The 14,948-nt window shown below is 40.5% G+C and carries 6 protein-coding genes; all 6 read left to right on the plus strand.

Annotation, left to right across the window (positions count from 1 at the left end):
* Positions 1-1,372 precede the first annotated feature (1,372 nt).
* The 6 genes from SOM16_RS14160 to SOM16_RS14185 all read left to right on the plus strand — a co-directional run bounded on the left by SOM16_RS14160 (position 1,373) and on the right by SOM16_RS14185 (position 14,932).
* The gene (locus SOM16_RS14160) at positions 1,373-2,341 is read left to right on the plus strand and encodes a hypothetical protein (RefSeq protein WP_320464647.1); all 969 of its coding nucleotides are present in this window, start codon (positions 1,373-1,375) and stop codon (positions 2,339-2,341) included.
* A 554-nt stretch (positions 2,342-2,895) separates the two neighbouring features.
* Positions 2,896-6,099 carry a TonB-dependent receptor gene (locus SOM16_RS14165; RefSeq protein WP_320464648.1) on the plus strand — a complete coding sequence of 1,068 codons (3,204 nt, stop codon included), beginning with the start codon at positions 2,896-2,898 and terminating at the stop codon, positions 6,097-6,099.
* A gap of 10 nt (positions 6,100-6,109) precedes the next feature.
* Positions 6,110-8,104: a RagB/SusD family nutrient uptake outer membrane protein gene (locus SOM16_RS14170; protein ID WP_320464649.1), complete on the plus strand. Its 1,995-nt coding sequence runs from the start codon at positions 6,110-6,112 to the stop codon at positions 8,102-8,104.
* A gap of 64 nt (positions 8,105-8,168) precedes the next feature.
* The gene (locus SOM16_RS14175; protein WP_320464650.1) at positions 8,169-11,315 is read left to right on the plus strand and encodes a glycoside hydrolase family 2 TIM barrel-domain containing protein; all 3,147 of its coding nucleotides are present in this window, start codon (positions 8,169-8,171) and stop codon (positions 11,313-11,315) included.
* A gap of 1 nt (position 11,316) precedes the next feature.
* A complete protein-coding gene (locus tag SOM16_RS14180; RefSeq protein ID WP_320464651.1) occupies positions 11,317-12,165 on the plus strand; it encodes a glycoside hydrolase family 16 protein in 849 nt (282 codons plus the stop codon).
* Between the two features lie 421 nt (positions 12,166-12,586).
* The gene (locus SOM16_RS14185; RefSeq protein WP_320464652.1) at positions 12,587-14,932 is read left to right on the plus strand and encodes a glycoside hydrolase family 127 protein; all 2,346 of its coding nucleotides are present in this window, start codon (positions 12,587-12,589) and stop codon (positions 14,930-14,932) included.
* The last annotated feature ends 16 nt before the right edge of the window (positions 14,933-14,948 follow it).

The following is a 14,948-nucleotide window of genomic DNA, read 5'->3' on the forward strand; positions in this document are numbered from 1 at the left end:
GGTGTTACCTGGAGGCAGTAGGTTAAAACGCAGGGATTCTTCGTACCTCCGGATGACAATATCGCTATGGCCACCATGCGCTCCGGCCTAGGAAATGATGGAAGGAGAAAACGTTTAAAGCTTCGACCACATTCTTTCAAATTACCACTACCTACGGCAGCGCGTTTTGCCCGATCTTTCATCGGGTGCTTGTGCTGCCGAAATAAAGCTTTAACGATTTTATCCGACATCAGATCCAAGCCTTGAGGTATTTATAAGTTTTATGTTTTTATAGGCATTCATGAGCTCACAGAAAAGCTCGGTTTTGGCTCTTTTTATCAAGAATAAAGCCTTTCGGCGCAGCCGAAACAGCCACTATCCGCCTATTGGCCCCTTTCCCCGGATGGGAAAGGGGTTATAATAAGGACTTTTCACAGCTAGCGATTCAAAAAAATCAATAAAACATAGGTTCTGAATCGAGTTCAGAATGACGACCGCTTTAACCCAGCGTTCATGGAATGACGTAATAAAAAAGGTTCGGTGTTACCTTGAGGCAGTAGGTTAAAACGCAGGGATTCTTCGTACCTCCGGATGACAATATCGCTATGGCCACCATGCGCTCCGGCCTAGGAAATGATGGAAGGAGAAAACGTTTAAGCTTCGACCACAATCTTTCAAATTACCACTACCTAAGGCAGCGCGTTTTGCCCGATCCTTCATCGGGTGCTTGTGCTGCCGAAAAAAGCTTTAACGAATTTATCCGACATCAGATCCAAGCCTTGATTTTTGTTAAACTTTTTATCAAGAAAAAGTTTAGAGCCCTTCGGCGGCCAGCCGAGGCAAGCTAAGCGTGAAAGGTTTCTTCGATAGAAATTGCTTCAGCAGATGAAAAATCAGCTTCGCACTGACGGGTGTTTCGTGGGCATAAATAACAGAATCGTCATGCTGAATTTAATTCAGCAACTTTTTGTGATAAGATCCTGAAACAAGTTCAAGAGAAGGGCACTTTGCGCTCCGGCCTAGGAAATGACAAATATGGGATGTAAAATTTATCAGCGTCTTATGTAATAAAAATATGTTCTTTATGACGTAAAAAACATATCGAATGATAGATAATGTCAAAAAACCTCCCCTTTTGATATAAAAGTAACGATTTAACCCCTAATTAATACGGTATTACCCCTCACGCTAATATCAGTTTTAGCAGTAATTTGTACAAATCAATAATTTATAAATAGACATATATTAATGGTCTTTATTTACGAGTCCGTAGCTTTTAAACTTCATGACGGTGAAATACACTTACCTGTTTACAATGAGAAGAAAATGAGGCTAACTACATGTTAATTTTTTACGCTTAATAAATATATGCTAACCTTTAATCTACCTAAAAATGAAAAAACAATTTAAAATTTACTTCGTATTAAGTTATGCGATTATTGCGATGTTTACCGCATGCAAGAAAAGCGGGAATGCAGAAATGGAGCATCCGGCGAAAACCGAATTGGCGGATAAGCTCGCTACCATCAGCGCAACATCAAGTACTGACAGCATCACATTCAATTTTCCTCCCATGCATATTGTGGGTTCAACAGTGGCAGCGGCAGATATAGAGGTGCTTACTGATGGTGGTAACGCTGTAACCGAAAGAGGGATTGTTTGGGGCCTGGCACCAAATCCTTCGATAACGGATAATAAAGTTAAGCATGGCAATGCTGGTCTGGGCAAATTTAGAGTGATGCTTAAGGGCCTTACGCCAAAAACATCCTATTATGCCAGGGCTTATGCGATTAACGGCAATGGGGTGAGTTACAGCAGTGATGTTATTTTCAAAACCATAGCAAAAGGAAATATTACTTATACCTTTAACAAATCTGCAAATCCTACGGCACAAGAACTTGAAGCTTATGGTAGGTTGCAGGTAGCCATTGATAGTGCGGTTTGGTACCTGGAAAATTATACTTCAGCAACGAAACATCTTTACCTAAATTATGATAGTGGAGTGCCGACTGCAGATGCAAATAATGAGGGTTGGATGAGATTTGGAAGCAATTCTTCCTATCAAAACCTGCGGACTATGCTCCATGAATCTGATCATTCATTAGGCACAGGAACTTCATCCTGGTGGTCAAGTCATATTGTAGGCGGTAAACTTCAGGCACCTAGTGTAACATCACTATTGCAGATCATAACAAATGATAGTACTGCAAAACTTAACGGCGATTCGCAACACTGGTGGCCTTATGGTCTCAATCAAAATTCTGAAGTTTCTTCTAGTTGGGATTATGTATACAATTGCTTAATTCTGGAGGCCATGCGTAAAGATGGTTTAACTCAATTTAGCGGTGCGTATAATCCTTAAAGCGGCTAAATTAATTACTCATGTAGCCACAATCTGCGGGCACATGAGTAATTATTCACGGTAACCATATGCATCTTTTAATTTTTCTTAAAATAAAAGATGATTTATCTTATTAGAAATTTTAATTTCTTCCATCTCAGGAGGGCAGTCTTCCGCAACCTCTATAATATAAGTTCAGGGTTTAGATACCAAAGTATAATGTGATCCCCTTTCCGGTGAGTGCTTAGCTCAAATTTATCTTTTCAATAAATGTCAGTTTGACGGTTAAAAACTGAGGAAATGCCCATTTCGCTTTCATTTGCCTAAAATATCACAATTTACCACCTACATTTTACCATAATACCCCTTCTAAAAGTTTAATTTTTCATGGTTATTTGAATAATCAGATCATCAACATATGGAAACTTTAAAACCAAATATCCCGTTTGTTTCGTCTTTACACACTCAGATGAAATTTTTAAATCGCCACTAACCAGGCAAATTTAAAAACTATTAAAATGCTTTATGCTGCAAATCAGCAGTGAAAATTCATCAACAATCAAAACAAATTTAGAATGGCTAAAAAATTACTAAACATGCGAAAATGCATTTTTATGTTTCTGGCTACTGTAATTCTCGCAGGAATTTACACCGGAAACGTACGCGCTCAAACTCCTAAGGTCTCCTTAACAGGACGGATTTCAGATAACCAGGGAAATCCGATTCCCGGTGCAACCATCAAAGAAAGAGGCACCACTAATGCAACCATGAGCAATTCCGATGGTGGTTACAAAATAAGTGCAAGTAAAGGATCGGTGATCGAATTTGCCTTTATCGGCTATGCGACCAAAAGTATCACCATTGGTGATCAACCACAGGTTAACATCATCCTGGTTGATGATGCTGAACAAGCGCTAGAAGATGTGGTGGTAGTAGGTTTCGGGAAACAGAAAAAAGTAAATCTTACCGGGTCGGTAGGTGTAGTAGATGCAAAAGCGCTTGAAAACAGACCGGTTCAAAATGTGTCTCAGGCATTACAAGGCTTAGTGCCAGGCCTGAATATCTCGCAAAATAATGGCTCATTGGAAAGCAGACCATCTATTAACATCAGGGGAGTAGGCACAATTGGAAGTTCCTCTTCAGATCCACTGATCCTGATTGATGGAATGGAAGGTTCGTTAAATGCTTTGAATCCACAAGATGTAGAAAGTATTTCGGTATTAAAAGATGCCTCTGCATCGTCGATCTATGGTTCGAGAGCTGCATTCGGTGTAATTTTGGTGACTACAAAAAGAGGTAAGGCAGGTAAGGTACAGGTAAATTATAACAATAGTTTCCGTCAAACCAGTCCGGTTTTATTGCCAGAAATGATGGATTCTTATACTTTCGCGTTATACTTTAACGATGCCGGAAGAAACGGTGGCAGTGCACCTCATTTTGATGCAGCAAGTCTAAAGCGGATTAAAGATTTTCAGGACGGAACATTAAAAAGCACCATTATTCCGAGCCCTAACAATAACCTGGTTTGGGCAGATGGTTATGCATTTGGTAACGACAACAACGATTGGTACAAGGTAATGTATCGCGACCATAGCTTTTCGCAAGAGCACAATGTGAGCTTAACCGGTGGTACTGAAGCTACTTCCTATTATCTGTCAGGGAATTTCATGGATCAAACCGGGATGATGCGCTTTAATCAGGATGGATATGCGAGGTATGGTGCTACCGCGAAAATCAATACTAAGATTTCAGAAATCTTAACCGCAAATTACAGCAATCGTTTTCTAAGAGAAACTTATCATCGTCCGGCGGCATTAACTAATGGTTTTTACGAAGGCATTGGGCGCCAGGGTTGGCCAACATTACCACTTTATGACCCGAACGGTTATTTATACAGCTCACCATCTCCTGCTTTAGAAATGGCAGAAGGTGGCGATGATAATGAAGTTAAAGATTGGATGTATCAGCAAATTCAATTGGTTTTTGAGCCGATTAAAGGTTGGAAAACTTTTGGAGAAGCGAATTATCGTACGCAAACGCAATTCCGTCACTGGGATTCGCAGCAAACATTTAACCATGATGTAAATGGAGTTCCGTATCTCTACAGAAGAAGTTCGAATGTAAACGAATATGGTTATAAGGAAAACTATTTCAATACCAATATTTACTCAGAATATGCTAAAAGTTATGGTAAACATAACCTTAAAATCATGGCTGGTTTTCAGTATGAAGACACCAGGTACCGTGATTTAAGCGCCCAAAGAAATGGCATTATCGTAGCTGATATTGCTACATTGAATACCACATCAGGTTTAGATGCCGATGGTAAAGTGCTTGCGCCAACAGTTTCAGGCCAATATCAAAATTGGGCAACCCAAGGCTTATTTAGTCGTTTAAATTATGATTATGACGGGATTTATTTGTTAGAAGCCAACCTTCGGTATGATGGATCATCCCGTTTCCGTGCTGATAAACGCTGGGGCTGGTTTCCATCAGTTTCTGCGGGGTGGAACATGGCCAGAGAAGACTTTTTTAAAGACAGGTTTGCTTTTGTAAATACTTTTAAGTTTCGGGCTTCTTACGGTAGTTTAGGAAATCAAAATACCAATGTCTGGTATCCAACCTATTTAACTATGCCTGTAGGTACTGCAAATGGAGCCTGGCTGATTAACGGTGGTCGACCAAATACCGCAAGTGCACCAGGTATTGTAAGCTCAACCTTAACCTGGGAAACGGTAGAAAGTTATAATGCAGGTTTAGATTTTGGCTTCTTTAAAAACAGGTTAACCGGATCTTTCGATTGGTTTAACCGTAAAACTTTAAACATGGTTGGTCCTGCACCAGAGCTACCGGTAACTTTAGGAACAGCGGTACCACAAACCAACAATACTGATTTAAAATCTATGGGTTTTGAGCTTGAAATTGGCTGGAATGACCGTACGAAAAGCGGCCTGGGTTATGGCGTGAAGTTTTTATTATCAGACTTGAAGACAACGGTAACCCGTTATCCAAACGCAACTATGTCTTTGGATACTTATAGAGCAGGGCAGCAATTAGGCGAAATCTGGGGATATACGACCGTTGGAATTGCCAAAACACAGGAGGAGATGAATGCGCATCTGGCTACGCTAAGCAACGGCCAATCGGCATTTGGATCACAATGGTCTGCCGGAGATATCATGTATGCTGATTATAATAAAGATGGGAAACTGGATTGGGGGAGCTGGCGACAAGGAGATTCTGGCGACGCCCACCTGATTGGCAACAATACACCTCGCTACCGTGTTGGTTTGGATGTAAACCTAGATTATAAAGGCTTTGATTTCAGGGCATTTTTTCAGGGGGTATTGAAAAGAGATTACTGGCAAAGCAGTTACTTTTTCTGGGGCGCCACTTCGGATAAATGGTGGTCTACAGGTTTAGTGCAACATGCAGATTATTTTAGGAATGATCCGAACAGTCCGCTTGGTTTGAATCTCGATTCATATTATCCAAGACCAACTTTCGGAACCGGTAAAAACCAGCAAACCCAAACCGGCTACCTTCAGGATGCCTCTTACATCAGGTTAAAAAATATTCAATTGGGTTATACCATCCCTCAACGATTAACCAAGAAGCTCGGTGCGCAGAAATTAAGATTTTTTGCTTCAGGCGAGAACCTGGTTACCTGGACCAAACTAGCAGAAATGTTTGACCCGGAGACCATTGATGGTGGTTCTAATGGAAGCGTTTACCCACTTTCTAAAGTAATGTCGTTGGGTTTAAGTGTAACTTTTTAATCAAATAGAAATGAATTTTTCAAAGTATAAAAAATATAGTTGCCTGGCAACATTAGCAGTTTTCGCACTCTTATCAGGAGGCTGCCAAAAGGCTTTAGATAAAGCACCACTTTCAAATATTACCCCTGAAAGTTATTTAAAAGAAGAAGGGCAACTTGCCGCTTATGCCATTTCGAGGTATCCCGATGCATTTCCTTCCCACGGAAACTATTCTTTCGGCACTTTTGGGATCGATGGTAATACGGATAATATGATTTTACCTGTTTTGGATAATAAATTTATTCCAGGTTTATGGCGCGTAGAAGCTTCGGGTGGCGAGTGGAGTTTTGGCAACATTTATCAGGCAAATTATTTCCTGAGTACCGTAATTCCAAGATGGAAAGCAGGCGGTATTGTGGGTAATGCAGATAACATCAGGCAATATATTGGTGAAATGTATTTTATCAGGGCCGTAGAATATTTCAAGAAACTGCAATCGTTGGGCGATTTTCCGATTATCAAAACCATTTATCCTGATGAAAAAGAGATTTTAACTCAAGTAAGCAAAAGACAGCCCCGCAACGAAGTAGCCAGGTTTATTCTTTCTGATCTGGATTCTGCCGCTTTATTGTTGAAAACATCACCCGATGCCACTAAAAATAGAATTTCTAAACTTTGTGCACAGCTGATCAAATCTAGAGTGGCATTATATGAAGGAACTTGGCTGAAGTATTTTAAAGGAACCGCATTTGTGCCCAACGGACCAAACTGGCCTGGTAAATCGAAAGATTATAATGCCAGTTATCAATATCCAACGGGAAGCATTGATTCAGAAATCCAGTACTTTTTAGGCGAGGCCATGTCTGCAGCGAAAAGTGTGGCAGATGCCGTTCCACTGGTGGCCAATACCGGAATTATCGAAGCGCCTAACAATGAAAACCCTTATTTTAAAATGTTCGGCGCGGTTGACATGTCTGGCTATAGCGAGGTTCTGTTGTGGAGGCAATATGGCGCTGGTTTAGTTACACACAATATCCCGGTGTATGCCCAGGCTGGAAACTATGCCGTTGGTTTATCAAAAAGTATGGTGGAGAGTTTCTTAATGGAAAACGGACTACCAATTTATGCTGCAGGAAGTAATTATCAAGGCGATGATTATATCGCTGATGTGAGAAAAAACAGAGACGGAAGATTGAACCTGTTTTTAAAGGAGCCCGGTCAAAAAAACGTATTGGTTAACATTGGTCAGGGAACGCATGCCACACAAATAGAGCCTACCCCGAGAATCTGGGAATCTAGCTATGATCAAAAATATACCACTGGTTACGCCATCAGAAAAGGGATTAGTTATGATGGCGCTCAGGCGAATAATGGTCAGGGGTATACAGGAAGTATTACGTACAGGGCAAGTGAAGCTTACTTGAACTATATTGAAGCCAGCTATGAAAGAAACGGAACAATTGATGCGGATGCGACTAAATATTGGCAACAATTAAGGGCAAGAGCCAAAGTAAATACCGATTTTCAACAAACCATTGCGGCAACTGAAATGGCTAAAGAAACGCAGGATTGGGGAGCATATTCTGCCAATACGTTGGTTTCCCCTACACTTTATAATATTCGTCGCGAAAGAAGAAACGAATTGATGGCAGAAGGTTTAAGGTATATGGATTTGAAAAGATGGAGAGCAATGGATCAGATGATTAGTACGCCGTACCATTTTGAAGGATTTAAACTCTGGGGCCCGATGAAGAGCTGGTTCACGGCTTCGCAAATTGTTTACGGTTCTGGAAATTCTGGCGCTGTGGTTTCTGACCCCGCTTTGAGTGTTTATCTCCGTCCGCAGGAAATTCGTTCAAATGCCGATTCTTACAAAGGTGCAAGGTGGACAATGGCTCATTATTTAAGTCCGATTGCGACGCAACATTTTAACATTACTGCGGCCGATGGCAATATAGCGAGTTCACCAATTTATCAAAATCCGGGTTGGCTTACAGCCGGTGGCTCAACGCCAACCGGAATATAATAATACTTCAGTTGCAGTATCTTTGAAAGAGGAATCTGTAACTGAATACATTCAAATTTACTTTATGAGCTTTAAAACAAAAATAGCGGCAGTTGCGCTGGCGATTTTATTTTCGCACCAGGCTAACGCCCAAAACAACGATTGGGAAAATCCCCGGTTAGTAGATCAGGGTAAAGAGAAGGCCCACGTTACTTTCATGCTGTTTGATAACCAGAAAGATGTGATTCAGGATGATTATACGAAATCATCCTACTATAAATCTTTAAACGGAAGCTGGAAATTCAACTATGTAGATAAACACCAGGATCGCCGGATAGATTTTTTCAGCACCAACCTGGATGATAGTGGTTGGGCAAATATTCCCGTTCCATCTAATTGGGAACTGAATGGTTTTGGCATTCCTATTTATACGAATATCACTTATCCTCATCCAAAAAATCCACCTTTTATTGGCGAAAATAATTCGGTAGGTACTTATAGAAAAACTTTCACTGTTCCGGAGAACTGGGAAGGCAAAGAAACCATCATTCATTTTGGTTCCATTTCAGGCTGTGCTTTCATTTACCTGAACGGAAAAAAGGTGGGTATGACCAAAGCTTCTAAAACGCCTGCGGAGTTTGATATTACGCCATTTCTTAAATCAGGAACTAACGTTTTAGCGGTTCAGGTTTTTCGCTGGTCTGACGGAAGTTACCTGGAAGACCAGGATTTCTGGCGTCTGAGCGGAATAGAACGCAATGTTTACCTGTATGCAGTGCCGAAACAAACCATTTGGGATTTTTTCCTGAAAGGCGATTTGGATCAAACTTACACTGACGGATTATTTTCGGCCGATGTTGATGTTCGTAAATTCGCAAAGGAAAACCCCGCTGGCGGGTCGGTTACGGTATCACTTTTAGATAAGACCGGAAAAACCGTTTTTACTAAAAAGCAATCTTTTACTGCTAACACAGATTCTATTCAAACCATTAGTTTCAACGGAACGATTAAGAATCCGTTAAAATGGAATGCAGAGCAGCCAAATTTATACGATTGCGTGATTGAACTGGCAGATGCAAAAGGCAGGCAAACTGCCGTAACTGGTGCTAAAGTAGGTTTCAGAAAAGTAGAAATCAAAAATGCGCAGCTTCTGGTAAACGGCGTTGCTACCTATGTTCACGGGGTTAATCGCCATGAACACGATGATGTAACCGGCCATACCACTACCAAAGAACTGATGTTAAAAGATATTCGTTTGATGAAGGAATTTAACATCAACGCGGTGCGATTATCACACTATCCAAACGATCCGCTTTGGTATAAACTATGCGATGAATATGGTCTTTATCTTGTTGACGAAGCAAATATCGAAACACATGGCATGGGCGCAGAGTGGCAGAGTGCTTTCGATAAGTCAAAACACCCTGCTTATCTGCCAGAATGGGCTGCAGCACATGTAGACCGCACCGTGCGGATGGTGGAACGTGATAAAAATTATGCTTCCATTATTATCTGGTCGCTTGGTAATGAATGTGGTAACGGGCCAGTATTTCATGATAATTATAAATGGATTAAGCAACGCGATAATACCCGCCCGGTTCAATTTGAGCAAGCGGGCGAAGATTGGAATACGGATATTGTTTGTCCGATGTACCCAAGCATTGGTTCCATGAAAAAATACGCTAACGACAATACCAAAACCCGCCCATACATCATGTGCGAGTATGCACACGCCATGGGAAACAGCAACGGGAATTTCAAAGAATACTTTGATATTATCCGCGGTAGCAAACACATGCAGGGTGGTTTCATTTGGGATTGGGTAGATCAGGGATTAAAAACTAAAGATTTAAATGGCAAAACATTCTGGGCTTACGGAGGCGATTTAGGTGGCTTTTACTGGCAGAATGATGAGAACGGGGTAGCTGATGGAATGGTGAGTTCAGATCGGACGCCAGATCCCGGCGCTTACGAGATTAAGAAAATTTATCAGAATATTTTATTTACATCAGCGGATATTGCTAAAGGAAACTTAACGGTTGAGAACCTTTTCGATTTTACCAATCTGGAACAATATGATTTTAAATGGCAATTGATAAGTAATGGTAAAATGGTTAAGGAAGGCACCTTCCAGGTGAGCCTTAATCCGCATACTAAAAAAGACATCAAGCTTAACCTGCCCGTGTTTAAATCCGTTGCCGGAACAGAATATTTCTTAAACGTTTATGCCTATAGCAAAAAAGCCAGCGCTATGTTGCCTGCCGGATTTGAAGTAGCCAACGAGCAATTCTTTTATGGAGGCAATTTCTTCGAGAAGCCAATCCAGACTGCTGGCAAACTTAATGTAACTACAGAAGGCACTAAACTTTCGTTCACCGCTGGTGATGTGAGTGGCGAATTTGACACTAAATATGGCAGGTTTATACGCTACGGTAAAAAAGACGGAAAAAACTTTAATCGTTTTCCAGAGCCTTATTTCTGGAGGGCACCAACAGATAACGATTTTGGAAACAACATGCCTCAGCGTTTAGGTATCTGGCGGTCGGCCCATGAAAGTAAAAAGCTCCTTGCTGTAAACATAGCCAAACAAACAGATAGTGGCTTGCTGATTAATGTAAATTACCTATTGAATAGTATTGCCGTTTCATACGTTGTAAATTACCTGATTCAAAACGACGGATCGGTAAAAGTGACTGCTACGATGGATTTAGGCGATAGAGATTTGCCGGAATTGCCACGATTTGGGATGCGTACCGAGCTGCCGCAAGCTTATCAGAATCTAAAATATTATGGTAGGGGGCCATACGAAAACTACAGCGATCGTAATTTTGCTTCTTTGGTTGGTTTATACCACGACCAGGTAGAAAATCAATACTACAAAGGTTATATCCGTCCGCAGGAAAGCGGCAATAAAACAGATGTTCGCTGGTTAACTTTAACCGATAATGATGGTAGCGGGCTTTTAATTGAGGGTGCACAGCCCATTTCCTTTACAGCTATCAATCATTCAACAGAAGATTTAGATCCGGGTTTAACTAAAAAACAACAACATCCTACAGATTTGCCAAAACGGAACAATGTGTACTTAAATATTGATTTGAAGCAGCGTGGCGTTGGTGGTGATGATAGTTGGGGGGCTTATCCGCATGCGCAATACCGACTAACGGATAAGAAATATTCATACAGTTACACCATAAAACTTTTGGGTAACTTTATTTCTGATGCGAGATAAAATGCAATATATCTTTTGTTCACTACTGGTTTTTATCACAACATTTTGCGCCCTTAAGGAGGCGCAAAATGTTGCTCATTCAAAATATTTTGGTGATGGATATCAGTTGGTATGGGCTGATGAATTTAGTAAAGACGGGCAGCCAAATCCTAAAAACTGGACTTACGAGCAGGGGTTTGTCCGCAATGAAGAACTGCAATGGTACCAACAAGAAAATGCTTTTTGCAAAAATGGCATCTTAATTATCGAAGCCAGAAAAACTGAAAAAACCAATCCTGATTTTGTCTCTGACAGTAAAAACTGGCGTAAAAACCGAAAAACGATTCCTTATACTTCTGCTTGTTTAATTACCAAAGGTTTGAAAAGCTGGAAATATGGTCGCTTCGAAATGCGTGCTAGAATTGATATAAGCGAAGGCCTTTGGCCTGCTTTCTGGACTTTAGGTGTTGATGGCGCATGGCCAGCCAATGGCGAAATTGATATTATGGAATATTACCGTGGTAAGATATTGGCAAACATTGCCAGCACCTCAAAAGACGGCAAGACAAAATGGTTTAGCAAAACAAAGGCTGTTGCTGAACTGGGTGGTAAAGCGTGGGCGAAAAAATTTCATGTATGGCGAATGGATTGGGACGAGCAGGCAATCAGTTTGTTTGTGGATAATGTGCTATTCAATAAAACCTTACTCGCTGATCTTGATAACGATGACCGTAAAGGCCCTCATCCCTTTAAACAAAAACATTATATCTTACTGGATCTGGCTATTGGCGGAATGAATGGGGGAGATCCGAAAGACACTAAATTTCCAAATCGCTTTGAAATAGATTACGTTCGCGTTTATCAAAAATAGATTACGTAACCTGACATCAAAGGCGTCGGTGAGAATAAATAGCCTCTATCTGCCTATTGGCAACTTTCCGCTAAAAGGAGAAGGTTAGGAAAAAGGATTCTTCAAATCCTAAAGGATAAAAAACAGTTCGATGTTGAATGAAGACAGTCGATAGAAACGAAGGGCTTCTTCTCCACGTTAAGAATAACCATGAGGTAAAAAATAGCGAGGTATTTTAAGATAAAGATCCTGCATAAAGTTCAGAAAGGACGACCGATTTAACCTAACCGTTCATGCCAAATCAAAAATCTCTATCGGTATAAAAGAAATTTCATAAATCTAAAATTGCAGCCAGTTTTGTATATTTGAGATTCAACAACCAAGTATTTATCCTAATGCTAAACGCATTATTGTTCCCTTTCCGAGAAGATAACCTATCATCATGAAGCGAATCATTTTTTTCTTATCTATTTTTACATTTTCCGTTCAAGTCATTGCGCAAAATAAACTTCAGGCATTTAAACTGATGGATGTGAGGCTGCTGGAAAGCCCGTTTTTAAAAGCCGAAAAAACAGATCAGGAATACATGCTTTCATTAAATCCTGATCGATTGTTAGCACCATATCTAAAAGAAGCAGGTCTAACGCCCAAAGCAGCATCTTACGGAAACTGGGAAAATACAGGTTTGGATGGGCACATTGGCGGTCATTATGTTTCGGCGCTCTCTTTAATGTACGCTTCAACTGGAGATCAGAAGGTGAAGTCGCGACTTAATTACATGCTCGATGAACTGGAAAAGTGCCAGTTAAAAAATGGAAATGGTTATCTTTCAGGCGTACCAGGTGGTAAAGAAATCTGGGCACAAATCAAATTAGGCCATATTAAATCTTCCAGTTTTTCACTAAATGGAAAATGGGTGCCACTTTATAATATTCATAAAATTTTTGCGGGTTTACACGATGCTTATGCCGTTGCAGGTAGTGATCAGGCAAAACGGATGCTCATTAAATTAACAGACTGGTGTATAAATTTGGTTGATGGTTTATCTGATGATCAAATTCAGGAATTGTTAAAGAGTGAACATGGTGGTCTGAACGAAATTTTTGCAGATGTTTATGCCATCACCGGAGATAAAAAATACCTAAAGTTGGCCAGGCAATTTTCAGACCAATCGATTTTGAAGCCCCTGCTTGCGAAAAAGGATGCGTTGAACGGACTGCATGCCAACACACAAATTCCGAAGGTGATTGGTTTTGAACAAATATCATTAGTGGATCAGGATAAAAATTGGGGGGAAGCCGCAAATTTTTTCTGGGAAACCGTGGTAAACCACAGAACCGTTGCCATTGGTGGAAATAGTGTAAGAGAACATTTTCATCCGGCAAATGACTTTTCTTCCATGCTCGAATCGAGAGAAGGGCCTGAAACCTGTAACTCTTACAACATGCTAAAACTGACTAAACAACTGTTTCTGGATGCACCTTCCATTAAATATTTAGATTATTATGAGCGAACGTTATATAATCATATCCTAACATCCCAAAGGGAGAAAGGCGGTTTTGTGTACTTCACACCGATGCGTCCGGGGCATTACCGCACCTACTCACAACCGCAGGAAAGTTTTTGGTGCTGCGTAGGCTCTGGTCTGGAAAATCATGGCAAATATGGTGAGTTAATTTATGCGCATGATGGCCGGAATGTTTATGTGAATCTGTTTATCCCTTCCATACTGAACTGGAAAGAAAAGGGTATTAGCCTTACACAGGCAACCGACTTCCCTGAGCAAGAGTCTACACAATTAACATTAAAGGTTGCCAAGCAGCAACGTTTTGCCATTAATTTAAGGCAGCCTTCCTGGTTAACCAATGGGCAAATGACGATCTTAATCAATGGGAAAAAAGTGGTCGCAAAAGCTTTAGGAAATGGTTATGTAAGTATTGATCGGATTTGGTCATCTGGTGATGTAATTAAAGTAGCACTGCCAATGCATAACACGGCCGAATTTATGCCTGATGGATCTGATTGGGTAGCCTTTCTTCATGGCCCCATTGTGATGGCGGCAGAATTAGATACCCTGCAGCAGCCTAATTTAACTGCCGACGGAAGCCGGATGGGGCATATTGCGACTGGTGCATTATTTCCATTAAATGAGGCACCACTAATTTCTGGTAACAAAACAGATCTTGCTCAAAATCTTGTCGCTGTAAAAAATGAGTCACTCGCTTTCAGCGTTACAAATGCCATTTATCAGCCTAAATATAAAAACCTTAAACTTGTTCCATTCTATCGATTGGCAGAAAAACGTTATGTAGTGTATTTTCCTTACTCAAATCCCGAAAACCTAGAAGAACGGGCAAAAGCCATAAAACTAGCTGAAATTGAAAAAAGTAAACTTGAGCAAGAAACAGTTGATCTCATTAACACCGGAGAACAACAGCCAGAATCTGATCATGGTTTCAAAGGAGAAAAAACAGATGCTGGAATTTTTCAGGATAGACATTTTAGAAATGGAAATGGATGGTTCAGCTATCATTTAAAAAATGAGAATTTAACAGCTAAAAAAGTTCGGCTTAAACTCTACGGCAAAGAAAAGAATAAAGATTTTTCGATTTCGATTAATAATAAAATCATTGCTAAATTGAATTTAGAGGGGAGTAAAGGAGATGCTTTCTATACACAAGATTTTGAAATTCCCGAACAATTGCTGTCGAAACAAATGGAGCTTAAGCTGGAAGCAAACACAGGCTCTTCCATTGCCAATGTGTATGAAATAAGATTGGTTAAATAATTTTTGATTTACATCT

It is taken from the genome of Pedobacter sp. CFBP9032, assembly GCF_034045265.1.
Lineage (GTDB): Bacteria > Bacteroidota > Bacteroidia > Sphingobacteriales > Sphingobacteriaceae > Pedobacter.

Coding starts and splice junctions, on each gene's coding strand:
- SOM16_RS14160 (WP_320464647.1), top strand. CDS start 1,373: ATGAAAAAACAATTTAAAATTTACTTCGTATTAAGTTATGCGATTATT.
- SOM16_RS14165 (WP_320464648.1), top strand. CDS start 2,896: ATGGCTAAAAAATTACTAAACATGCGAAAATGCATTTTTATGTTTCTG.
- SOM16_RS14170 (WP_320464649.1), top strand. CDS start 6,110: ATGAATTTTTCAAAGTATAAAAAATATAGTTGCCTGGCAACATTAGCA.
- SOM16_RS14175 (WP_320464650.1), top strand. CDS start 8,169: ATGAGCTTTAAAACAAAAATAGCGGCAGTTGCGCTGGCGATTTTATTT.
- SOM16_RS14180 (WP_320464651.1), top strand. CDS start 11,317: ATGCAATATATCTTTTGTTCACTACTGGTTTTTATCACAACATTTTGC.
- SOM16_RS14185 (WP_320464652.1), top strand. CDS start 12,587: ATGAAGCGAATCATTTTTTTCTTATCTATTTTTACATTTTCCGTTCAA.